The 21,431-nt window shown below is 46.3% G+C and carries 22 protein-coding genes; 10 read left to right on the forward strand and 12 right to left on the reverse strand.

Annotated features, from left to right (window positions below):
- Positions 1-82 precede the first annotated feature (82 nt).
- Positions 83-259, reverse strand: a complete 177-nt coding sequence (locus M0415_RS05650; protein ID WP_249555071.1) for a hypothetical protein — start codon at positions 257-259, stop codon at positions 83-85.
- 246 nt (positions 260-505) lie between these two features.
- Here M0415_RS05650 and M0415_RS05655 point away from each other — a divergent pair, with 246 nt between their 5' ends.
- The 9 genes from M0415_RS05655 (at position 506) to M0415_RS05695 (ending at position 8,234) form a co-directional block, all read left to right on the forward strand.
- Positions 506-850, forward strand: coding sequence for an ArsC family reductase (locus M0415_RS05655; RefSeq protein WP_502957113.1), 345 nt, complete (start codon positions 506-508; stop codon positions 848-850).
- Positions 847-1,992: a succinyl-diaminopimelate desuccinylase gene (dapE, locus tag M0415_RS05660; protein ID WP_249555067.1), complete on the forward strand. Its 1,146-nt coding sequence runs from the start codon at positions 847-849 to the stop codon at positions 1,990-1,992. Before M0415_RS05655 ends, dapE begins: the two co-directional genes overlap by 4 nt.
- Positions 1,986-2,798: a M15 family metallopeptidase gene (locus M0415_RS05665; RefSeq protein WP_249555065.1), complete on the forward strand. Its 813-nt coding sequence runs from the start codon at positions 1,986-1,988 to the stop codon at positions 2,796-2,798. The genes dapE and M0415_RS05665 overlap by 7 nt, the downstream gene beginning before the upstream one ends.
- 66 nt (positions 2,799-2,864) lie before the next feature.
- Positions 2,865-3,695 (forward strand): alpha/beta fold hydrolase, encoded by an 831-nt coding sequence (locus M0415_RS05670; protein WP_249555063.1) that lies wholly within the window; start codon positions 2,865-2,867, stop codon positions 3,693-3,695.
- Between the two features lie 153 nt (positions 3,696-3,848).
- A complete protein-coding gene (can, locus tag M0415_RS05675) occupies positions 3,849-4,454 on the forward strand; it encodes a carbonate dehydratase (protein ID WP_086903490.1) in 606 nt (201 codons plus the stop codon).
- 417 nt (positions 4,455-4,871) lie between these two features.
- Positions 4,872-6,059 carry an 8-amino-3,8-dideoxy-alpha-D-manno-octulosonate transaminase KdnA gene (gene kdnA, locus M0415_RS05680; RefSeq protein ID WP_011716906.1) on the forward strand — a complete coding sequence of 396 codons (1,188 nt, stop codon included), beginning with the start codon at positions 4,872-4,874 and terminating at the stop codon, positions 6,057-6,059.
- Positions 6,060-6,078: 19 nt separating this feature from the next.
- Positions 6,079-7,149, forward strand: coding sequence for a 3-deoxy-alpha-D-manno-octulosonate 8-oxidase KdnB (gene kdnB, locus M0415_RS05685; RefSeq protein ID WP_011716905.1), 1,071 nt, complete (start codon positions 6,079-6,081; stop codon positions 7,147-7,149).
- Positions 7,150-7,231: 82 nt separating this feature from the next.
- Entirely contained in the window at positions 7,232-7,969 is a 738-nt protein-coding gene (gene kdsB / locus M0415_RS05690) for an 8-amino-3,8-dideoxy-manno-octulosonate cytidylyltransferase KdsB (RefSeq protein ID WP_011622622.1), read from the forward strand.
- 28 nt (positions 7,970-7,997) lie between these two features.
- On the forward strand, positions 7,998-8,234 hold the full coding sequence (locus M0415_RS05695) for a DUF2897 family protein (protein WP_249555061.1): 237 nt from the start codon (positions 7,998-8,000) through the stop codon (positions 8,232-8,234).
- A 372-nt stretch (positions 8,235-8,606) separates the two neighbouring features.
- On the opposite strand, the gene M0415_RS05700 is transcribed toward M0415_RS05695, so the two are convergent.
- The 8 genes from M0415_RS05700 to M0415_RS05740 all read right to left on the reverse strand — a co-directional run bounded on the left by M0415_RS05700 (position 8,607) and on the right by M0415_RS05740 (position 16,336).
- A complete protein-coding gene (locus M0415_RS05700) occupies positions 8,607-9,029 on the reverse strand; it encodes a GNAT family N-acetyltransferase (RefSeq protein ID WP_249555059.1) in 423 nt (140 codons plus the stop codon).
- A 28-nt stretch (positions 9,030-9,057) separates the two neighbouring features.
- A complete protein-coding gene (locus tag M0415_RS05705) occupies positions 9,058-9,585 on the reverse strand; it encodes a hypothetical protein (RefSeq protein ID WP_249555057.1) in 528 nt (175 codons plus the stop codon).
- Between the two features lie 79 nt (positions 9,586-9,664).
- Positions 9,665-11,623 (reverse strand): nuclease-related domain-containing DEAD/DEAH box helicase, encoded by a 1,959-nt coding sequence (locus tag M0415_RS05710; protein ID WP_249555055.1) that lies wholly within the window; start codon positions 11,621-11,623, stop codon positions 9,665-9,667.
- A 150-nt stretch (positions 11,624-11,773) separates the two neighbouring features.
- Entirely contained in the window at positions 11,774-12,205 is a 432-nt protein-coding gene (locus M0415_RS05715; RefSeq protein WP_249555053.1) for a hypothetical protein, read from the reverse strand.
- 201 nt (positions 12,206-12,406) lie between these two features.
- The gene (locus tag M0415_RS05725) at positions 12,407-13,285 is read right to left on the reverse strand and encodes a hypothetical protein (protein WP_249555051.1); all 879 of its coding nucleotides are present in this window, start codon (positions 13,283-13,285) and stop codon (positions 12,407-12,409) included.
- 126 nt (positions 13,286-13,411) lie between these two features.
- Entirely contained in the window at positions 13,412-14,203 is a 792-nt protein-coding gene (locus M0415_RS05730) for an ANT(3'')-Ia family aminoglycoside nucleotidyltransferase AadA2 (RefSeq protein ID WP_001206356.1), read from the reverse strand.
- A 64-nt stretch (positions 14,204-14,267) separates the two neighbouring features.
- Entirely contained in the window at positions 14,268-15,059 is a 792-nt protein-coding gene (locus M0415_RS05735; RefSeq protein WP_001206356.1) for an ANT(3'')-Ia family aminoglycoside nucleotidyltransferase AadA2, read from the reverse strand.
- Positions 15,060-15,076: 17 nt separating this feature from the next.
- Entirely contained in the window at positions 15,077-16,336 is a 1,260-nt protein-coding gene (locus M0415_RS05740; RefSeq protein WP_126511645.1) for a S41 family peptidase, read from the reverse strand.
- Between the two features lie 324 nt (positions 16,337-16,660).
- Between M0415_RS05740 and M0415_RS05745 the strand changes: the two genes are divergently transcribed.
- Positions 16,661-17,620 carry an integron integrase gene (locus M0415_RS05745; protein WP_249555049.1) on the forward strand — a complete coding sequence of 320 codons (960 nt, stop codon included), beginning with the start codon at positions 16,661-16,663 and terminating at the stop codon, positions 17,618-17,620.
- Positions 17,621-17,847: 227 nt separating this feature from the next.
- On the opposite strand, the gene M0415_RS05750 is transcribed toward M0415_RS05745, so the two are convergent.
- From M0415_RS05750 to napA, 3 genes are read right to left on the reverse strand one after another with little or no spacing between them, the layout of a single operon-like run.
- On the reverse strand, positions 17,848-18,435 hold the full coding sequence (locus tag M0415_RS05750) for a cytochrome c3 family protein (RefSeq protein WP_011626281.1): 588 nt from the start codon (positions 18,433-18,435) through the stop codon (positions 17,848-17,850).
- Positions 18,436-18,443: 8 nt separating this feature from the next.
- On the reverse strand, positions 18,444-18,929 hold the full coding sequence (locus tag M0415_RS05755) for a nitrate reductase cytochrome c-type subunit (protein ID WP_011716901.1): 486 nt from the start codon (positions 18,927-18,929) through the stop codon (positions 18,444-18,446).
- Positions 18,930-18,939: 10 nt separating this feature from the next.
- Positions 18,940-21,429 (reverse strand): nitrate reductase catalytic subunit NapA, encoded by a 2,490-nt coding sequence (napA, locus tag M0415_RS05760; RefSeq protein WP_011716900.1) that lies wholly within the window; start codon positions 21,427-21,429, stop codon positions 18,940-18,942.
- Positions 21,430-21,431: the final 2 nt, after the last annotated feature.

A 21,431-nucleotide genomic window follows, 5' to 3' on the forward strand; every position in this document is an offset into this window, starting at 1 on the left:
ACCTCATGTTTTGATTAGCTGTGCTTCCTAAAACACAAAGCCGAGCAATTGCTCGGCTTTTATCTATAGGCTTCACGCTCAGTTACGCGTAGGTATCAATCGATTCGCCTTGACTCGCCTCACGGGCGCGCTCCTTAGCAGACTCACTCAGCTCTTCCACTTTGGCTGGCGCAGGCTGAGCGGGTAACGCTGTGGGTGAAGACGAACGGTTGGCGGCATAGCTATGCGCTAACATTGGGCTGCTTGCACTGATATTCATCGCGATCCCCTTGTCGATTTAAGCTCAATACTCAGGTTCAGTACTCAGGCTCAAAACTTAGACTAGAAGCCAATACTTAACTGACGCTTAAGCTTTTCCTCTCAGTTCGCCCTGCTATTCCTAGTCGCATTCTGAATAGTTACCGCCCACACAAGCTTATATCCCCCTTGTGGCATCCAGCACACAATGCCACAATGCGAGCAAAATCAATGCGTGCCAACGGCGCCCCTCGATAGGAGCATCATCTTGACCCTTTTTGGTATTAAAAATTGCGATACAGTGCGTAAAGCACGTAAATGGATTGAAACCCATCAACTTTCGGTCAACTTCCATGACTTTAGGGAGGATGGATTAGCAGAAAAGGATCTTCAGCATTGGTGTCAAATTGCAGGATGGGAAACCGTCTTTAACAAACGCAGTACCAGTTTTCGCGCCTTGAGTGATGCAGATAAGGCCAATATCGACCAAGCCAAAGCCATTCAACTGATGCTCACTTACCCGACGCTGATCAAGCGCCCTGTGCTGGTTGTGGGTGAACAAGTGCTGGTGGGCTTTAACGAAGCAGAATATAAGAAGGTCTTTTCCCTATGACGCACGCTTCGAACACCCATCCAGTTACCGAACTGACTAAAGAATTAATCGCCCGTCCTTCGGTCACCCCGCTGGATGAAGGCTGCCAAACCCTGATGGCCGAACGTCTTGCCGCCATTGGCTTTAATATTGAGCCCATGGTCTTTGAAGACACCACCAATATGTGGGCGCGTCGCGGTAATGAAGGCCCAGTATTTTGTTTTGCCGGCCATACCGATGTAGTGCCCGCGGGCGATTTAAGCCGCTGGCATACCCCACCTTTTGAGCCAACCATTATCGACGGTTACCTCTATGGCCGCGGCGCGGCAGACATGAAAGGCTCGCTGGCGGCGATGATCGTCGCGACCGAACGTTTTGTGGCTAAGCACCCAAATCATCCCGGCTCGATTGCGTTTTTGATCACCAGTGATGAAGAAGGTCCATTTATCAATGGCACCACACGGGTTATCGATACCCTAGAAGCCCGTAATGAAAAAATCACTTGGGCACTGGTGGGCGAACCCTCATCGACCCTAAAACTCGGTGATGTGGTCAAAAATGGGCGCCGTGGCAGCCTGACCGCCAACTTGACCGTTAAGGGCATTCAGGGCCATGTGGCCTATCCGCACCTTGCGGATAACCCAATCCACAAAGCCGCGCCGTTTTTAGCCGAGTTAAGCCAAACCCATTGGGATAATGGCAACGAATTCTTCCCGCCCACCAGCATGCAAATCGCCAATATTAATGGCGGCACGGGCGCATCGAACGTGATCCCAGGCACCCTAGAGGTGATGTTTAACTTCCGTTATTCGACCGAAGTGACCGCCGAGATATTAATCGAGCGCGTGGAGGCCTTATTGACCGCCCACGAACTGGATTATGACATCAGCTGGACCTTCAACGGTCTGCCATTTTTAACCGGCGAAGGCCCACTGTTAGACGCGACTCGCCATGCGATCCGTCAAGTCACTGGCTATGATACCGATCCGCAAACCACGGGCGGCACCTCAGATGGACGCTTTATTGCACCAACGGGCGCCAAAGTGTTGGAACTCGGTCCAGTGAACGCCACTATCCATAAAGTGAACGAGTGCGTGAAAATCGACGATCTCGAGCAGTTAGCCCTGTGCTACGAAGTGATTTTGGAACAATTACTGTGTTAAACGCCACGTCACGCTTAAGGAATACTGCCCAGCTTTATGGAATAGAAAGTGGAATAGAGGGCGGAATAGCGAGTGGAATAGCAAGCAGTTTAGACACGGGCTTACATACCGACTTATCCGCTGCTATAACCCAAGAGTCAGCGGATAAGCTGAAGCTAGTCGAACTGCTGAGTCCCTATCACCCGAGCGAAACACGCTTCATGCTGGAGGCTCAAACTGCCCTCGCCTTTAAAGCGATGGCGGACAGCGCCGCCAAAGATGGAATAGCCCTCGCGATTTGCTCGGCCTACCGTCCTTTTGACCGGCAACTCGCCATTTGGAACGCCAAGGCCAGCGGTAAGCGTGCAGTGCTGGATATCAACGAGCAGCCCGTGGATATCAGCCCACTGAGCGATGATGCATTAGTCGATTTGATTTTGCTCTGGTCGGCATTGCCCGGCGCGTCACGCCATCACTGGGGCACGGATATCGATGTGTTTGATGCCAAGCAAATCGAGGTAAAATCCCTGCGGTTAGTGGAAGCGGAATACACTGATGGCGGCCCCTGCGCCCACTTGCACCAGTGGCTACTCCAGCACGCCAAGGATTTTGGGTTTTATTTTCCTTTTCAGCGCGGTAAAAGCGCCGTCAGCGCCGAGCCTTGGCATATCAGCTATTTCCCCGTGTCTCAAACCCTGTTACCCCAATTTGAGGTACAGGCCTTAGCGCAGGTTATCCAGCACAGCGATATGTTGCTTAAAGAAGCTGTGCTCGCTCGCTTACCTATGCTTGTGGCGGAATATGTACATCGAATTGCAAAGCCTTAAGGTTTCGCCATTCACACAACTTGATGGCGCCTTACACTCGGCGTTTATCTTTAAAAAGTAGGTTTTATGGATTTTTCTTCACACAGAAAACAACTCAACATCGCCGGTAGCCAACTCAGTTACCTCGATATAGGTTCAGGCCCTGCGCTGTTATTTGGCCACAGTTACCTCTGGGACAGCGCCATGTGGGCGCCGCAAATTGCCAGTTTAAGTCAACAGTATCGCTGCATCGTGCCTGAGCTCTGGGGACACGGTCAATCGGGCGCCGTCCCAGAAAGCTGCAACAGCCTCTTAGACATCAGCGAGCATATGCTGACCTTGATGGATAGCCTCAATATCGAGCAATTTGCGATTATCGGTTTATCCGTGGGTGCAATGTGGGGCGCCGAGCTCGTCCTTAAAGCCCCCGCACGCGTCAATGCACTGGTGATGCTCGACAGTTTTATTGGGTTTGAGCCCGAGATCACCCGCGCTAAATATTATGGCATGCTGGACACGATCCAAGCCGCCGGCAACATACCTGCGCCGATCATCAGCGCCATTTCACCGCTGTTTTTCGCCGATAATGCCAAACAAAATAACCCCGAATTAGTGCAGCGTTTTGAAGCCTACTTGGCCGCGCAAACGCCAGAGACCATCCCGAGCATAGTAAAACTTGGCCGAATGATTTTTGGCCGCCGCGATACCATGGAATTTGCCGAGCAATTGACTCTGCCCTGTTTAGTCATGGTCGGAGTCGAAGACAAGGCCCGCAGCGTGCTTGAGAGTTACCTGATGAGCGATGCCATCGACGGCAGTCAATTAGTGCATATTCCTAATGCAGGGCATATTTCCAGCCTAGAGCAAGCCGACTTTGTCACTGAGCATTTAACTCGGTTTTTAGCGAAAGTATTGTAACGGCGCACCTATCATCAATGTGTCACTACACTGTGGCACATTGGATAGACCAGCAAGCGTAAATTTACTGGTATACTCTTGCTACAAATGTGCTGCTTGCATCACTTAGGGCAATAAAGACATTTTAATATGTCAATAAAACAATAGGTTAAAATGAAACTACTCAAACCCTTATTCGATAACAACCGTCGCTGGGCCGGACGCATTCGCCAAGAGCACCCTGATTTTTTTGAACAGCTGGCAAAACAGCAGAACCCTGAATATCTTTGGATTGGTTGTTCCGACAGCCGAGTACCTTCAAACCAAATCATCGATTTAATGCCGGGCGAAGTCTTCGTTCACCGCAATATTGCCAATATGGTGATCCACACCGATCTTAACTGCTTATCTGTTCTGCAATACGCCATCGATGTGCTTAAGGTGAAGCACATTATGGTAGTAGGCCATTACGGCTGTGGTGGTGTTCGTGCTGCCATGGGGAATCAACGCTTAGGGCTTATCGACAACTGGCTCGGTCATTTACGTGATGTTTACCGTCTTCATCAGGATGAATTAATGCAAATGGATGATGCCAAGCGTTTCGACCGTCTGTGTGAACTCAACGTAATTGAGCAAGTGGCCAACGTCACCAGCAGCACAATCGTGCAGGAAGCTTGGGCTCGCGGCCAAGAACTGGCGATCCACGGCTGGATTTACGGTATCGATAATGGTCTGTTAACCGACCTTGATGTGACTGTCGATCGCGCGCAAAAGATTTAAATCGGTTTGAGTTAAACGCGCCAAAAACCTGCCCCGTGCAGGTTTTTTGTTTTAATGCATACCAATCTGTATTACACGCCACATACAAGATCCATCCGCCTAATTTAACTTGTTGCCAAGATACTTCCACACTCGCCCCATTGGCTCTGAATGACGCAGTTCATCTCAACCCATCGGCTAAACCTCGAGCTGCACCTCGCTTAATGGACTCGCATGCCCTAATACAACGGCTCGCAAAGGCTAGCAAACACGAACACATGCAATAACACAGTGTTAAGTGAGCAAAATCTAAGCTCGAAACGTCAACATGACCTTATTTTCATCAATAAAACATCGCAAGGGATCTTTAGCCCAGTTATAATCCGCCAGTTAATTGCAGCGCGACCATGCGCCACAAATTCTAAGGAGATACCTTCCATGCCCGGTTTTGAATTATTTGGTCCAGAAGAAAAGCAAGAAGTCGCCGATGTGATGGAACACGGCTTTACCTTCCGTTATAACTTCGACCATATGCGTAATGATCGCTGGAAGACTCGCGATATGGAGCAACTGCTCTGCGAGAAAATGAATGTTAAGCATGCTCACCTCTTATCTAGCGGTACTGCTGCGCTGCAAACAGCCTTAATGGCGGCAGGCATTGGTGCTGGCGACGAAGTTATCGTGCCACCTTTTACCTTTGTTGCTTCTGTAGAAGCGATTTTCATGGCCGGTGCTGTGCCAATTTTTGCCGAAATCGACGAGACGCTGTGTCTATCACCAGAAGGCATTGAAGCGGCGATCACCCCACGTACTAAAGCGGTAAACTTAGTACACATGTGTGGCTCTATGGCCAAGATGGACGAAATCAAAGCCGTCTGCGCTAAGCACAACATCGTATTGTTAGAAGATGCTTGCCAAGCCATTGGCGGCAGCTACAAGGGCCAAGCCCTAGGTACTATCGGTGATGTAGGTTGTTACTCTTTCGATTCTGTTAAAACCATCACCTGTGGTGAAGGCGGCGCGGTGATCACCAATAACACCGAAATCTACGATCACGCCCACATGTTCTCCGATCACGGCCATGACCATATTGGTAAAGACCGTGGCGCCGAGTCACACCCAATTATGGGTCTGAACTTCCGTATCTCTGAAATGAACGCGGCCTTAGGTTTAGCCCAGTTACGTAAACTCGATACCATTATCGACATTCAACGTAAAAACAAAAAAGTCATTAAAGAAGCGATGGCGAGCATTCCTGAAGTCAGCTTCCGCGAAATCCCCGATCCAGAGGGTGATTCAGCTGGCTTCTTAAGCTTTATGTTACCAACAGAAGCGCGTACCCAAGAGATCAGCAAAAAACTGGCTGAAAATGGCGTTGACGGTTGCTTCTACTGGTACGTGAACAACTGGCATTATCTGAAAAACTGGAAACACATTCAGGAGCTTAAGGCCCCTGCTGCGTTGCCAATCACATTAATCGCCGACAGACCTGACTATACTCAAATTTCTGTGCCGAAATCTGATGCCATTATGAGCCGCACTATTTCCATGCTCATTAAATTGTCTTGGACCGATGCTCAGATTGCCGAGCGTATTGAAAACATTAAGAAAGCATTTGCCCAATAATTAAACGGGAGTTTTTGCAATGAGTTTTAAAAATTTTAAAGTAGTTGAAAAGATGATCTTCGGTCGTGGCTCCTTCGCACAATTAGACGAAGTATTAGCTGCACAGCGTAAGGCCGACGATGACTTCGTGGTATTTTTAGTCGATGACGTTCACCAAGGCAAACCACTCGAAGCACGCATCCCAGTGAAAGCCCAAGACTTACTGATTTGGGTTAACGTAGATGATGAGCCAAGCACAGTGCAAATCGACACCCTGACCGAGCAAGTTCAAGCCTTCAACGGCAAACAACCGGTTAGCGTCGTCGGTTTAGGTGGCGGTTCAACCATGGACGTCGCAAAAGCGGTATCACTGATGCTGACCAACCCAGGCGGCTCTGCCATGTACCAAGGTTGGGATTTAATCAAAAATCCAGCGGTTCACCACATTGGTATTCCAACGATTTCAGGTACGGGTGCTGAAGCGTCACGCACCGCAGTATTGTGTGGTCCAGTGCGTAAACTGGGTCTGAACTCAGATTACACAGTGTTTGACCAAATCATCATGGACTCTGAGTTAATCGAAGGTGTTGAAACTGACCAATGGTTCTACACAGGTATGGATTGCTATATCCACTGCGTTGAATCATTAGAAGGTACCTTCTTAAACGAATTCTCTAAGTCATACGCCGAAAAAGCCATGGAGCTTTGCCGCCAAGTGTACTTAGAAGATCACCCAGAAAAAGACGACAAGCTGATGATGGCGTCATTTATGGGCGGAATGAGTATCGCTTACAGCCAAGTAGGTGCATGCCACGCGGTATCTTATGGTCTGTCTTACATCCTCGGCTACCACCATGGTATCGGTAACTGTATCGCCTTCGACGTGTTAGAAGAATTCTACCCAGAAGGTGTAGCTGAATTCCGTCTGATGATGAAGAAGCACAACATCACTCTGCCGAAGAACATCTGTAAAGATCTGCCAGATGAAACCATCGCGAAAATGGTTGCCGTGACTAAGAGCATGGGTCCATTATGGGCAAACGTGTACGGCCCAACATGGGAAGAGAAAGTCACTGACGAAATGTTGACTGCCCTGTTCCGTCGCATTTAAGCTCTCAAGCAGATGACAAGGGCTCGTTGTGAGCCCTTTTGTCTATCTACACTGCATATCTTTGATAAATTAGGATAATTTAATGAATGTGACTCTGTTAATCCCGGCGCGTTACGGTTCAAGCCGCTTCCCGGGCAAGCCCTTAGCCCCGATTAACGGCAAGCCGATGATCCAACACGTGTACGAACGCGCGTCGTTAGCCAAAGGCCTCACCAATATTTATGTTGCAACCGATGATGAGCGTATCAAAAGCGCCGTAGAAGGCTTCGGTGGCAAAGTGGTCATGACCAGCCCTGATGCGGCATCGGGCACAGACCGTATCAATGATGCGATTAACCAATTAGGTTTGAAGGATGACGATTTAGTCATCAACCTTCAAGGCGACCAACCCCTAATCGACCCCACTTCCATCGAGCAAGTGATCAGCCTCTTCGAACGCCATCCAGGCGAGTTTGAAATGGCGACCCTCGGCTATGAAATTGTCAACAAAGCCGAGCTCGACGATCCTATGCATGTGAAGATGGTGTTCGATAACGACTACTACGCGCTGTATTTCTCCCGCGCACGTATTCCCTTCGGGCGCGATACCAAAGATTATCCAGTTTACAAGCACTTAGGCGTGTATGCTTACACCCGCAGATTCGTGCAAGCCTTCGCCGCCCTCCCCTTAGGTCGTCTCGAAGATCTGGAAAAATTAGAGCAGCTACGTGCCCTAGAACATGGCCATAAGATCAAAGTCGCCATCAGCGCCTTCGACTCAATCGAAGTTGACACGCCGGAAGATATTCGTAAGTGTGAGCAACGTTTAGCCGTTGATTAATCAGGGCGTTGCTCAATAAGGAGTTGTCATGTCGAGCTTAGAAGTGTGGATCATTATTATTTTGGTGGTCGGTGTGATTGCCAGCAATCTTGCCGCACTGAAATACAGTGCCAAATTCAAACTGCCACAGTTTGGTCAGCACGATAAAGAAAAGCAGTTAACGACCGATAATCGCGCGAATTCCTCACCCGATGCCGATAAGTCTGCGGATACGGCGATTGAAAATCGCGATAAATCAACCCAAGTTGAGCAAGATAAACCCTAAGCGAGTCGCTTTACTCCTTTGATTTATCCATCAAAAAGGCGCATTAGCGCCTTTTTTGTGGGAGAGAAATAACGTTTCGGCCTAACTTGGCGTATACGCCCAATCTTTCACAGCAAAGATGAAGCATTGAATAATAAAGATTTATACTCGCCACTAAAATGCATCTGGATAAGAACTGCCCCACGTATTGAAGTTTCATACAAATCGAAGCAAGACCGCGTGGAAAGGCACAAAAGTGTGTCAGGACGTCAGCTGTATCAAGTGAATTTCGGGTAAAAATGTCTATAGGTTAACGCCCCAATTTAGCGAGGAAAGCCGCCCTGCGGGTTGACGTCGCCGCCAGCGCTTTTGGCTGGCGATAAAATTTGATGGTTAGCAGACGGCACGGCTCATGTAGTAAAACCGATCATCTTCACTTGTTAAACCAAACCCTTGTCTCTTATACAAATGAACGGCAGGGCTATTTTTAAACACTTTAAGCTTCAAAATGTGAGAGCCATGCTCTTTAGCCAGACGTTCTGCCTCAGCAATAGCGATTGAGCCAATCCCACGATTCTGGTAACTCTGTTCCACTTGCAAATCTCGTAACCAGCACTCTTCAGTGTCAAAAGATAATCTAACGACACCCACAAGCTTTTTTTCAAACAAAATATCAAAGTTCACAAGATCTTGTGTCATTTGCTCAATCTGAGCTTCATCCCAATCTACAGAGTATTGTTCATAATATGGCTGCATATTCGACAGAGTAAAATATGCTGCTTTTGCTAAATCCTTAGCTGGTATAAATGTAACCACCGATCTAGTCTCCTAACGCCTGCACTTGTTAACCCTTGCTTGCCACAATATTGAATATGGTAGATTCACCAATGTTAAGGCTGTTGGTAATAAAGAATGCCTCTACCTTTAAATCAAGAGGTATTTGACGCGATGGGTGCCCATCCAGCCACGCAAGTAACAATGTCATTTTCCCATCTTTATACTCACCAACTAGCGGAACGTCAGGAAATATAGCATCCGGCAACAGCCCCTCTTTAACACGGAAATAGACAGCAAATTCTTCAATTGAATAGGTCGATTCTTTCGGCAACGAGATTTCTAACAGGATAACCCCTGCGTCATCGCACGAGCTGCCTGATTTAGCCGAACCTCTTGTGATACTTGAAACCTTGACTACCGGAGCTGGAACTTTTTCCCAGTAATCTCCTTTCTCGCCTTTTTGAGCTGGTCCAGGATGTTCTTGCCAGCGTTCCAAGGTGGGTTTAAAAAGGTCCGCACCTCCAAAGGAACAAGCGAATGTAGATTGACTAAAAGCAGTAAATACAAGAATTAAAAATATGCTTAGATGCTTCATAATTCTCCTAGGGGGTTAACGCCGTGCTCTGCGGCAATTTTGGAGCACAGCGGAAAAATTGTCCGGCAGCAGCACTTTGTTATGCTCTTTCCATGTCGTTGCCGCCGCCATCTGATAATTGAATAACTTCAAGAGAACCTTCAAAAAAGTTGGAATACTTAGAGTTTCTTGTGACAAAAACAACCAAGTTGAACTTTGCCCTTGTGAGGCCAACGTAAACCAACTCCGCGTTATCTAGCTCATTAACAATCAAAAAAACAGTTGGCGATTCATAACCTTTAAAACTATGTATTGTCGATATCTTTAAAACACCACTATTCAGGTTAAATCCATATTTTTTAATACTTCTTATTTTTTCAATATCACTACGATCTATGCGTGAAGATTCATAAGCTTCTTTGGTTTCAAATGTTGTCAAAGTTTTCTCGTTAAAATTTGGATTTTTTCTTATTAAAAAATCGATTTCCCGCATTTGAGAAATGCTGGATGAAAGAATAACCATGTCATTCGGGTGAATAAATTCACGTTTTGCGACAGAAAAAACATAATTAACAATTGAATTGATATCGCTTGCGTCAATCAATACACATTGATTGACGCCAACTCCTAACAACGCGGGTTGCATCGCCTCTGTAAAATCGAGTTCGTACCGACCACTAAAAAATGCTTCCTGAAACCTTTTTGCAACATCTAATATGTGAGAATCTTCTTTATAACGAAAAGATTTAGACAGCTTATTCCAGCGACCAAAACCTTGAACTACTTTTGTGGTATTTTCTTCATCAATTTCCCTTTCATAAATATTCTGCTTCTCGTCCCCAAAAAGAACCATTTCGCCTTGGTCAGTTAAAAAGTATTTACGTATAATTTTTATCCACTCAGGCTTATAGTCTTGAATTTCATCGACTAATATCGTATCGAATTTCTCTTCAATTTCGCAATTTTCAAAGACATTTTCATTTGAGTAGTATTTCGAATCCAGGTAAGCACTGACCTTATTTTTATCATTTTTCATTTCTTCAGGAACACTTACTTCTATCCCATATCGACTGAGTGCTGAACTCATAAATCTATGGTAGTTAATGATGCCAAAAGCTCCCCAGGAAAAATCACTTCTCACTTCATTTATTTTGTCTTTAATGTACATCCGAAGAGTAAGATTAAACGTGAGTATAAGAACGTTACCACCATGTCTCGAATGTGCATTTACCGCCCTTTTCGCCAGCACGGTAGTTTTTCCTGATCCTGCAACCCCTTTAATTTTTTCTCGCTTGCCCTGCTCACTGGTTACGAGCCTTTCTTGCACCTTAGTGTATTCAATTTCTTTCCCTTCATTGAGATAATGATAAGGAGGCTGCAAATACCTTAAGAAAGCTTCGTGGATTGATGCAGGGTATATGTCACTCTTCTTGGAAAGTGGAAATTTTATTTTCATTAACTGATCTTTGGTAACTGCATGCTGATACAGATCCCTTTCAAACTTTTTTATTTTTGAGTTCAGCCATTCTCTCTTTCGCTCATATTTGTCATGGTCTATTGGGTTTTCAGCATATGCATTATTATGCTCTCTGAGCATGTTCTTCAATTCGTCCATTCTGGGAGAAAAAAATCTTTGAATTGAATCTTTATTCTCGCTATGGAAATAAACGTAACAAGATATCACCTTGTAAAAATTCTTATTATTTAAGTTCTTTTCTAAAAGTCCATTAATATGAAGATCAAACATATTTTTTTTGTAGCCAAAAACTTGGGCGAACGGTGATCGTATTACCAACCCATTGTTATTTACATGCCATTTGTTGTTTTCATCCAAATTATAAAAGGACAAATCCCAGTCTTTTACTTCGATTATGATTACACCCATTACCGGGTGAATAATTATGATGTCAGGTCTTTCACCGTTAAAAAATGGCTGAAAGTATATCTCCACTTCCGTATCGAAATTCTGCGACAGCTCATTTAGAAGAAATAACTCACCCTCAGTCGGCTTCTGCTTGCTTTTCTTGATGACTTCAATGCTTGGGAATATCTTAGCCATACAACCTCAGTTTGACTGAACTACTTTGAGCATAACGCCGCGTTAAGGGGTGAATGCCGCAAAAACCAACTTTCCGCAGACCACTTTCACCACCAAAAATCACCGCATACCAAAAATGCCACGCGTCATGAATCCCTCTTGAACGCTTTGTTATGCGCGCTCTAAACGCACCATAAGTCTTTCAAAAAACTTGATATTCGAGTCACCAGTAAATGGTCGCCGCAAGCTTTCCTTATTGGGAACACTTGTACTTAACTGTTTAAAAAGCCCATGAAACTCAGACTCAACAGAGCATACATGAGTACCTTTAAACTCATCAAATTGATGTGCTGTTAGATCAATAATTACTTTTTTTTCAACGACAACCCAATAATGAATACGACCAACTTCTAGCTGATCGGTTTCATTCTTTGTATAAACCACGTCAGCAATACCCGCTGACTGCAAGTACAGAGCAAGCATTTGGCTTGTAGCTTCACATGAGCCATTTGGGAAAGAACAAAGCTCACTATCTAAGTAGTCTGAAGAGTTCAACTCATCTTCAAATGCTGAACAAAATTTCTGTACTAGCTCAATCAACAACAGACACCCCCCTTTATTATTACAATTAAGCGCATAACGCCCTGTTAAGGTGTGAGCAACGCAATACTGATGCCGCCGCACACCACCTTAGACACTAAAAACAACGCATAGTAAAAAATGCCACGCGTTGCGAATCACTCTTAAACAGTTTGTTATGTGCCTACTTTAACTAACAAGCTTAAGCAATCTCGATAGCAATAACTACTGTAACTTGCTTACGATAGAAGCTACTAACCCCTCAGATCTTGAACAAAAGTCTGAAATTTCACCTCTTAGCCACTCTGAGAAGGTTTTAATTTGTTTACCCAGTTGAACCTTACGAATGATTGCAACAACAGCAGCAACACCTAACCCAATAGCAGATAATATCCAACCAGTATTTTCAAAGTATCGTCCGCCCATGAAAAAGCAACTGGCGACAGGTAATACCCAAGCAAGGTGCCACCAGCCAATACCGCTGTTGGCGATAAGTTTCTGAAACTCTTCAGCTTTCATCCATTGTGCAACCGGTGTGCCGTTTGATTCAGCTTTAGGATGCGCCACAATAATCGTTGGTTGAAGCTCACCTTTCCAATTTTGACCAAGTGCGCCCCCCTCAGAAACCAAATCACTATTGTCAGGTTGCGTGTCACTGTGATAAACCCAGCCAAGGCTGATCATATGATCGCGCGGTAATTTCTCCAGATTCATATCTTGTAGTCTGAATGTGTGTGTATTGCCGTCACTATCTTCAGCAGTAATAAAGTCGTAATGAATAGTTCTTTGCTTAACATCAACATCTTTAACGTATGAGTCGCCGCGACTGGTCCGACCTTTTCGTTGACTTACTGTCGTGATGACATCTTTATCTTTTTCGTGTTCACGTAAGATGAAATGGCGCCACTCGATTTGAATATACTCTTTTCGTCCTTTGTTAGTCACTTTATAGAATTTTTCGTGGATACCACTTCGTGAAATATCTTGAATGACTGCAAAAACCTTCTTTTCAAGTACTTTCTTACGTGCTTGCAACATCATTTCTTGGTGCATTTCTTCTTGAATCGAGAGCTCTGTATCTGATACTGCGTTATTTTCAATCATAGTTTTCCTTTCCTGATTATTTCAATAAAGAATATTTGGATAATATAAAAGTTGTAAATTTAGGCACATAACGCCGGAGTTAAGCCGCCGCGCGTAGCGCGGTCGGCTTGAACGAATTGTTAGACATCATTTACCAACTGACTTGATGATCTCGCCTTTCACAAAGCGAATAAATTCTTCCAAGTGATCTGCGCGTGAGGCCAAGTGATCTTCTTTTTGTCCCAGATAAGCTTGCTTAGCTTCAAGTAAGACGGGCTGATACTGGGCAGGTAGGCGTTTTATTGCCCAGTCGGCAGCGACATCCTTCGGCGCGATTTTGCCGGTTATTGCGCTGTACCAAATGCGGGACAACGTAAGCACTACATTTCGCTCATCGCCGGCCCAGTCGGGCTGCGAGTTCCATAGCTTCAAGGTTTCCCTCAGCGCCTCGAATAGATCCTGTTCAGGAACCGGGTCAAAGAATTCCTCCGCTGCCGGACCTACCAAGGCAACGCTATGTTCTCTTGCTTTTGTAAGCAGGATAGCTAGATCAATGTCGATCATGGCTGGCTCGAAGATACCCGCAAGAATGTCATTGCGCTGCCATTCTCCAAATTGCAGCTCGCGCTTAGCCGGATAACGCCACGGGATGATGTCGTCATGCACGACAAGGGTGACTTCTATAGCGCGGAGCGTCTCGCTCTCGCCAGGGAAAGCCGAAGCCTCCATAAGATCATTGAGCAATGCTCGCCGCGTCGTTTCATCAAGCTTTACGGCCACAGTAACCAACAAATCAATATCGCTGTATGGCTTCAGGCCGCCATCCACTGCGGAGCCGTACAAATGCACGGCCAGCAACGTTGATTCCAGATGGCGCTCAATGACGCTTAGCACCTCTGATAGTTGGTTCGAAATTTCGATGGTCACCGCTTCCCTCATGATGTCTAACGCCGGAGTTAAGCCGCCGCGCGTAGCGCGGTCGGCTTGAACGAATTGTTAGACATCATTTACCAACTGACTTGATGATCTCGCCTTTCACAAAGCGAATAAATTCTTCCAAGTGATCTGCGCGTGAGGCCAAGTGATCTTCTTTTTGTCCCAGATAAGCTTGCTTAGCTTCAAGTAAGACGGGCTGATACTGGGCAGGTAGGCGTTTTATTGCCCAGTCGGCAGCGACATCCTTCGGCGCGATTTTGCCGGTTATTGCGCTGTACCAAATGCGGGACAACGTAAGCACTACATTTCGCTCATCGCCGGCCCAGTCGGGCTGCGAGTTCCATAGCTTCAAGGTTTCCCTCAGCGCCTCGAATAGATCCTGTTCAGGAACCGGGTCAAAGAATTCCTCCGCTGCCGGACCTACCAAGGCAACGCTATGTTCTCTTGCTTTTGTAAGCAGGATAGCTAGATCAATGTCGATCATGGCTGGCTCGAAGATACCCGCAAGAATGTCATTGCGCTGCCATTCTCCAAATTGCAGCTCGCGCTTAGCCGGATAACGCCACGGGATGATGTCGTCATGCACGACAAGGGTGACTTCTATAGCGCGGAGCGTCTCGCTCTCGCCAGGGAAAGCCGAAGCCTCCATAAGATCATTGAGCAATGCTCGCCGCGTCGTTTCATCAAGCTTTACGGCCACAGTAACCAACAAATCAATATCGCTGTATGGCTTCAGGCCGCCATCCACTGCGGAGCCGTACAAATGCACGGCCAGCAACGTTGATTCCAGATGGCGCTCAATGACGCTTAGCACCTCTGATAGTTGGTTCGAAATTTCGATGGTCACCGCTTCCCTCATGATGTCTAACGCCGCATTCAGCGGCTTGTCCGCTGCAATGCTTTGTTATCAGCTTCGTTTCTGTGTGCTATATCGCTCAACACCCACCTCAATTGCCTGTCATATGCGTTTCTGTAATCTTCGATTGAAATCTCAACGTTTACATCAGGGTATAATGCATCTCGTTGACCGTCTTTGAAGCTATACAGGCGCTTTGAAAACGTGACCTCAAGCCCAGAATTCGGAAGCGTAAACTGTCCCATATCTTGATATCCTTCCGGCCTAGCTCCAGTTGGCGATCCAACCAGTTTGCTATTTAATATTTGAGAAAATTGAGCCGCATTACTCATTGCTGCAGAAAACGTAACATTGTCGATTAGCGTGTACACTCCCGACCTCCAATTGATGGTGTCAGCAAGCACTAGCCGTTGCGCCAATCTGAGGCCCACAAAAAAATCTCCACCAAAATTGTCTCGAAGGTCAATTATAAGATTTTCCGATTTATTCTTGTTGATAAAATCGAGCAAATTATTAGCAAAACGTTCCATCTTAGCGATAGAAGGGTATCTTCTAAATTTGACATACACAGTTTTATTATCTGACGAAGATCCATACCAAACATTACTATCAATCTTCTCATAGGCAGGAAAAATTGCATCGTTTAGGTGCGATATCCGAGCGTCAAGATTTGGCGAAACACTGGATATAAGAGTTGTCTCTATTTTTTTTCCACTAACATCAAATACAAATTCTGCTTCACCTTCAGTCTGCACAATTCCAAGACCGCTCAGAATGGTAGCGTTAGGAAGATAGCTCGCCGCCCTTACGGAAGTGGAAAACTCGTTTTCAGAGAAAGGGGATATCTCTGATAAACGACGGACAATATCGAAGGAAGGCACGCCATTGATAGAGATAATTTTCGATCCAAGTATGTTTTTATTTTGGCTGTTCGTGCCTGTAACATGTAAATCATTGCCAAACAATTTCAGTTCTAGTGGGAAGCGGGCATAATCTCGCCCCCACAACGGAAAAGAGGTGTGTCCGTCGTTAATCTTCCGTGTGAGCCTCATCAGTTCGATCAGTATTTCATTTTCCGTTTGATGAGTTACGCCTTCTTTAATCCTAGTGATCTCACTATCAAAGCTTGCTTGTGAAAGTGTGTGAAAAGGATCTATATGCCCTTTAATCAGGTTTTCGGCATAAAAGTTGATATCATCCTTCCAACGCACCACATTGTCATGCGCATATCCATATGATGATATAACTAGCGTCATCCATACTGTTGCCAATCTTGCCATAAAACCCCGCATTCCTTTTGACTGATAACATTTTATTCGTGCGCATGCGCGTTTATCTCGTTGGACCAGTGAAAACGCGCACTGTTAACTATCTGTATGTAAAGAATTTATCAGCATTCTGTTAAATATACCATCAGTAAAAACGCGCATGCGCGTTTTCCAAACCTATTATCTCAAATCGCAAGTACATAACTTTTTGATAAACATAAACAATCTGAATTTGTTTATGTACAAACGCGCAAAAATTTTTCACTATTCTCCTTGATATCTGGGAATTTCAAATAATACTGTATAAAACAACAGCACTTAAGGGCGAGGGTCATCATGAGTCTAAAAAGCCCATTTCTAAGCAGCCTTCAAGAAGAAATGCGTATGCGTGGTTACAGTATTAGAACGGAAAAAACCTATCTGTATTGGATCAAGGCCTTTATTAACTTTCACGGCAAGCGTCACCCTGAAACAATGGGAACGGAAGAAGTTACACAATTTTTAACCTTCCTTGCCAATCAACGAAATGTGGCCATCAACACACAAAAAATTGCACTTAACGCGTTAGCCTATTTGTATCAGAAGCATTTGCACCATGAGCTTGGGGATTTAGGTTTTTGCTATGCCACTAAACAGAGACATTTACCGACAGTGTTATCCCCATCAGAAATCTCACTAATACTAAATGAACTTGATGGCCGCGATAAGCTAATAATAGAACTACTCTATGGTAGTGGACTAAGAGTGTCAGAATGCCTCAGGTTACGTATCCAAGATATTGATATTGAGAGAGCTTCGCTGACCGTTAGAGACGCTAAAGGACATAAAGATAGGCAAACCATCCTCAGCCATAGATGCGCAGGAAAGCTCACTACATATATTGAAAAGGCTATTAAGACTCAACAGAATGACAACCTTCAAGGGATAGGTCCATCTCTGCCAAATGCATTAGAACGCAAGTATCCCAATGCGTTTAGGCAACACGGATGGATGTTTATTTTCCCTTCTAGTACAACCTGTATCAATCCTTATACAGGAACACTTTGCAGGCATCATTTACATCAAAGTGTTATTCGTAAAGCGCTCGGGAATGCCGTGCGTAATATTCAAATGAATAAACGCGTCACCTGCCATACGTTTAGGCATAGCTTCGCAACCCATTTGCTTCAAGCTGGTCGTGATATAAGAAGTGTTCAAGAATTACTGGGCCACAACGACGTTAGTACCACACAAATCTATACACATGTACTTGGCCAACATTTTGCGGGGACAACTAGCCCGTTAGACACATTATAAATGTCAGAGCCCTTTCGAAACTAAGTAGCATTACTAAAATTTAGTCTACTTACAGCTTGCAGAGTTAATTGTCAGTAGCCCCGATAGCGCGCCATGGTGAAACAAGCCAGAAAAGGCGATAGCGAACTAAATCCCGCCTATGCCACATACGGATTTTTCTTCGCCATAAAAAAGGCCAAGTGTGGAGAGCACTTGGCCTTTGGCTGGAGATGGAATGTGAGTCGAGTTTAGAAGCCTTCAACCCCTGCCATATCGGGAAGATGGTGAGCAATCCCTTTATGGCAATCGATACAGGTTTTCTCACCACTGGCCAAGGATGTCGAGTGCATCTGGGCGGCGCGTGGCGACTGTCTGGTAAAGTCCATATAGGTAAAGTTATGGCAGTTACGGCACTCAAGCGAGTCGTTTGCCTTTAACCGTTCCCATTCATGTTCGGCCAGCTCGCGACGTTTATTCTCAAACTTTTCGCGGGTATTGATGGTACCAAACACTTTACCCCACACTTCTTTCGATGCCTGCATCTTACGGGCAATCTTATCGGTCCAGTTGTGCGGCACGTGGCAGTCAGGACAAGTCGCACGCACACCACTGCGGTTCGTGAAATGGATAGTCGACTGTAACTCTTGATAGACGTTATTTTCCATTTCGTGGCAACCGATACAGAAGGCTTCTTTGTTGGTGGCTTCAAGCGCGGTGTTAAAGCCCCCCCAGAAGATCACCCCCGCCACAAAGCCACCTAAGGTTAAAAACCCTAAACTGTAGTGCACACTCGGACGATTGAGAACTTGCCAGATCTTTTTAAGTTTATCTAACATGCTGACTCCTAGTGTGTTTTCTGCTCAGTGTTCGCTTTAATCAGATGATCCATATCCACAAAGTCATTCTCGACCAGTAATTTGGCATCCAGTTGCGGCACATGGCACTGAGTGCAGAAGTAACGTCTTGGCGAAAGCTCGGCTAAGAAGTTGTTATCCCTATCCATATAGTGAGTCACGCTGACCATAGGCGCTTGGGAGTCCCCCGTGCGATGTCTGGCATGGCAGGACATACACTTATTGACCTTAAGATCGAGCTGATAGCCGTCGATCTTGTGCGGGATCACCGGTGGCTGCATAGGGTAGTTACGCATCTCTTTGATATCTTTGTTCAGCACCGCCTGCATCGCGGGCGGAGTTGGCTCAACGTTGATTGGCGCTTGGCGCAAAGTATCAATTCTGTCCTCAGGAATGCTCGCTGCAGTCACGCTGGTCATCATCAGGGTGGAGAAGGCAAGCACACTGAATGCTGAGACTAATTTGAATGTTTTCATCCTGTACTCCTTATACCTTGACGATTTTCACGGCGCATTTCTTAAAGTCGGTTTGTTTTGACAGTGGATCTGTCGCATCCAAGGTGACTTTGTTAATGAGCTGACTGGCATCGAACCAAGGTACGAACACGAGTCCCACAGGTGGTTTGTTGCGGCCACGGGTTTCGACACGGGTTTTGATTTCACCGCGGCGAGACACCACGCGCACTTCATCCCCACGGCGTAAACCGCGTTTTTTCGCATCTTCTGGGTGCATAAAACACACAGCGTCGGGGAAGGCACGATAAAGCTCTGGCACGCGTTGAGTCATCGAACCTGAATGCCAATGCTCGAGCACCCGTCCGGTGGATAACCACATATCGTATTCAGTGTCTGGCGACTCTGCGGGCGGCTCGAATGGCAAGGCGTAAATCACTGCGCGGCCATCGGGTTTACCGTAGAACTCAAAGCCTGAGCCAGGTTTAACGTAAGGATCGCTACCTTCACGGAAACGCCATTTGGTTTCTTTACCATCGACCACCGGCCAGCGAATACCGTGGGCTTCGTGGTAGGCATCGAAAGGAGCTAAATCGTGACCATGGCCACGGCCAAAGGTGGCGTATTCTTCAAACAGACCTTTTTGGACATAGAAGCCAAAATGTTTCGCTTCGTTGTTCAAATACTTAGGATCGGTATCGGCCAGCGGGAACTTATCGACATTGCCGTTTTTGTACAGCACTTCAAATAAGGTTTTGCCCTTAAATTGTGGATTCGCCGCTAGGACTTCCTTCGACCAGACTTCGTCGGTCGTAAAGCGCTTAGAGAACTCCATCAACTGCCACAGATCCGAGTGGGATTCGCCCGGCGCCTGCACCATTTGATGCCAGAATTGAGTACGACGCTCGGCATTACCATAAGCGCCCTCTTTCTCAACCCACATGGCGGTTGGCAGAATTAAGTCCGCAGCCTGAGTCGTGACTGTGGGATACGCATCGGACACCACAATAAAGTTGGCAGGATTACGATAGCCTGGTAAGCCTTCCTCGTTGATGTTCGGCCCCGCCTGCATATTGTTGTTCACTTGCACCCAATAGCAGTTCAAGTCGCCATCTTTTAAGCGGCGGTTTTGCTCGACGGCGTGATAACCAGGTTTTGGCGGAATAATGCCACTGGGGATCTTCCAAATTTCTTCGGCGTGTTTTCTATGCTCTGGGTTTGTTACCACCATGTCGGCAGGTAAACGGTGTGAGAAGGTTCCCACTTCGCGAGCCGTACCACAGGCAGAAGGCTGACCGGTTAACGAGAACGGGCTGTTACCGGGAGTCGAAATCTTACCTGTCAGTAAGTGGATGTTATAAATCAGGTTGTTACACCATACGCCGCGGGTATGTTGGTTAAAGCCCATGGTCCAGAAGGACGTGACTTTAGTCTCGGGATCGGCATAGAGTTTAGCTAACTCGATAAGTTTAGCCTCTGGCACACCCGACATCTTGCTGACCTTCTCCACCGTATATTCGGCGACAAAGGCCTTAAAGGTATCGAAATCAATCGGAGTCGAATCCCCTGCCGTTTTCACGTTTTTGGCTTTCTGCTCCAGCGGATGGGTTGGACGTAAACCATAGCCGATATCCGTGGTACCTTGGCGGAAGTTCACGTGCTTCTTCACAAAGTCCCAGTTCACTTTATCGTTTTGAATGATGTAGTTGGCGATAAAGTTTAGGATGGCTAAGTCGGTTTGTGGCGTAAATACTATCGGTAAATCCGCGAGATCGAAGGAGCGATGCTCAAACGTCGAGAGAACTGCCACCTTCACATGGGATGCGCTTAAACGACGGTCAGTCACTCGAGTCCATAAGATCGGGTGCATTTCGGCCATGTTGGAGCCCCAAAGCACAAAGGCATCGGCCGCTTCCATATCATCGTAACAGCCCATAGGCTCATCGATACCGAAGGTACGCATAAAGCCGACAACGGCAGACGCCATACAGTGGCGCGCATTCGGGTCGATATTGTTAGAGCCAAAGCCCGCCTTCATCAATTTAACGGCGGCATAGCCTTCCCAAACGGTCCACTGACCCGAGCCAAACATCCCAACTGCGGTCGGGCCTTTGGCTTTTAAGGTTTCTTTCCATTTTTGCGCCATGATATCGAAGGCACTGTCCCAGCTGATGGGGGTAAACTCACCGTGCTTGTCGTACTTGCCGTCGGTCATTCTCAGCATTGGCGTAGTCAAACGATCGCTGCCGTACATAATTTTCGACAGGAAGTAACCTTTAATACAGTTAAGGCCGCGGTTCACTTCACTGTTTGCATCGCCGTGGGTAGCAACCACTTTGCCCTCGCGGGTCGCGACAATCACAGAGCAGCCCGTACCACAGAAGCGGCATGGGGCTTTGTTCCACTCTAATTTAGTTTGTTCTGAGCTGGTGATTAAATTGCTCGCCGACGCCGGCAGTGCTAAGCCTGCCGCGCCCGCTGCTGCAATCACCGCATTGGCTTTGATAAAGTCACGTCTATTCATAT

It is taken from the genome of Shewanella sp. 10B, from assembly GCF_023475885.1.
Taxonomy (GTDB): Bacteria; Pseudomonadota; Gammaproteobacteria; order Enterobacterales; family Shewanellaceae; genus Shewanella; species Shewanella mangrovisoli.

What these genes read in the sequence shown, in the direction of transcription:
- M0415_RS05750 (WP_011626281.1), bottom strand. Translation starts at nt 18,435, where the DNA reads ATGTTAGATAAACTTAAAAAGATCTGGCAAGTTCTCAATCGTCCGAGT.
- M0415_RS05670 (WP_249555063.1), top strand. Translation starts at nt 2,865, where the DNA reads ATGGATTTTTCTTCACACAGAAAACAACTCAACATCGCCGGTAGCCAA.
- M0415_RS05730 (WP_001206356.1), bottom strand. Translation starts at nt 14,203, where the DNA reads ATGAGGGAAGCGGTGACCATCGAAATTTCGAACCAACTATCAGAGGTG.
- M0415_RS05745 (WP_249555049.1), top strand. Translation starts at nt 16,661, where the DNA reads ATGAGTCTAAAAAGCCCATTTCTAAGCAGCCTTCAAGAAGAAATGCGT.
- M0415_RS05705 (WP_249555057.1), bottom strand. Translation starts at nt 9,585, where the DNA reads ATGAAGCATCTAAGCATATTTTTAATTCTTGTATTTACTGCTTTTAGT.
- M0415_RS05735 (WP_001206356.1), bottom strand. Translation starts at nt 15,059, where the DNA reads ATGAGGGAAGCGGTGACCATCGAAATTTCGAACCAACTATCAGAGGTG.
- M0415_RS05755 (WP_011716901.1), bottom strand. Translation starts at nt 18,929, where the DNA reads ATGAAAACATTCAAATTAGTCTCAGCATTCAGTGTGCTTGCCTTCTCC.
- M0415_RS05740 (WP_126511645.1), bottom strand. Translation starts at nt 16,336, where the DNA reads ATGGCAAGATTGGCAACAGTATGGATGACGCTAGTTATATCATCATAT.
- dapE (WP_249555067.1), top strand. Translation starts at nt 847, where the DNA reads ATGACGCACGCTTCGAACACCCATCCAGTTACCGAACTGACTAAAGAA.
- napA (WP_011716900.1), bottom strand. Translation starts at nt 21,429, where the DNA reads ATGAATAGACGTGACTTTATCAAAGCCAATGCGGTGATTGCAGCAGCG.
- can (WP_086903490.1), top strand. Translation starts at nt 3,849, where the DNA reads ATGAAACTACTCAAACCCTTATTCGATAACAACCGTCGCTGGGCCGGA.
- M0415_RS05650 (WP_249555071.1), bottom strand. Translation starts at nt 259, where the DNA reads ATGAATATCAGTGCAAGCAGCCCAATGTTAGCGCATAGCTATGCCGCC.
- kdnA (WP_011716906.1), top strand. Translation starts at nt 4,872, where the DNA reads ATGCCCGGTTTTGAATTATTTGGTCCAGAAGAAAAGCAAGAAGTCGCC.
- M0415_RS05710 (WP_249555055.1), bottom strand. Translation starts at nt 11,623, where the DNA reads ATGGCTAAGATATTCCCAAGCATTGAAGTCATCAAGAAAAGCAAGCAG.
- M0415_RS05695 (WP_249555061.1), top strand. Translation starts at nt 7,998, where the DNA reads ATGTCGAGCTTAGAAGTGTGGATCATTATTATTTTGGTGGTCGGTGTG.
- M0415_RS05725 (WP_249555051.1), bottom strand. Translation starts at nt 13,285, where the DNA reads ATGATTGAAAATAACGCAGTATCAGATACAGAGCTCTCGATTCAAGAA.
- kdsB (WP_011622622.1), top strand. Translation starts at nt 7,232, where the DNA reads ATGAATGTGACTCTGTTAATCCCGGCGCGTTACGGTTCAAGCCGCTTC.
- kdnB (WP_011716905.1), top strand. Translation starts at nt 6,079, where the DNA reads ATGAGTTTTAAAAATTTTAAAGTAGTTGAAAAGATGATCTTCGGTCGT.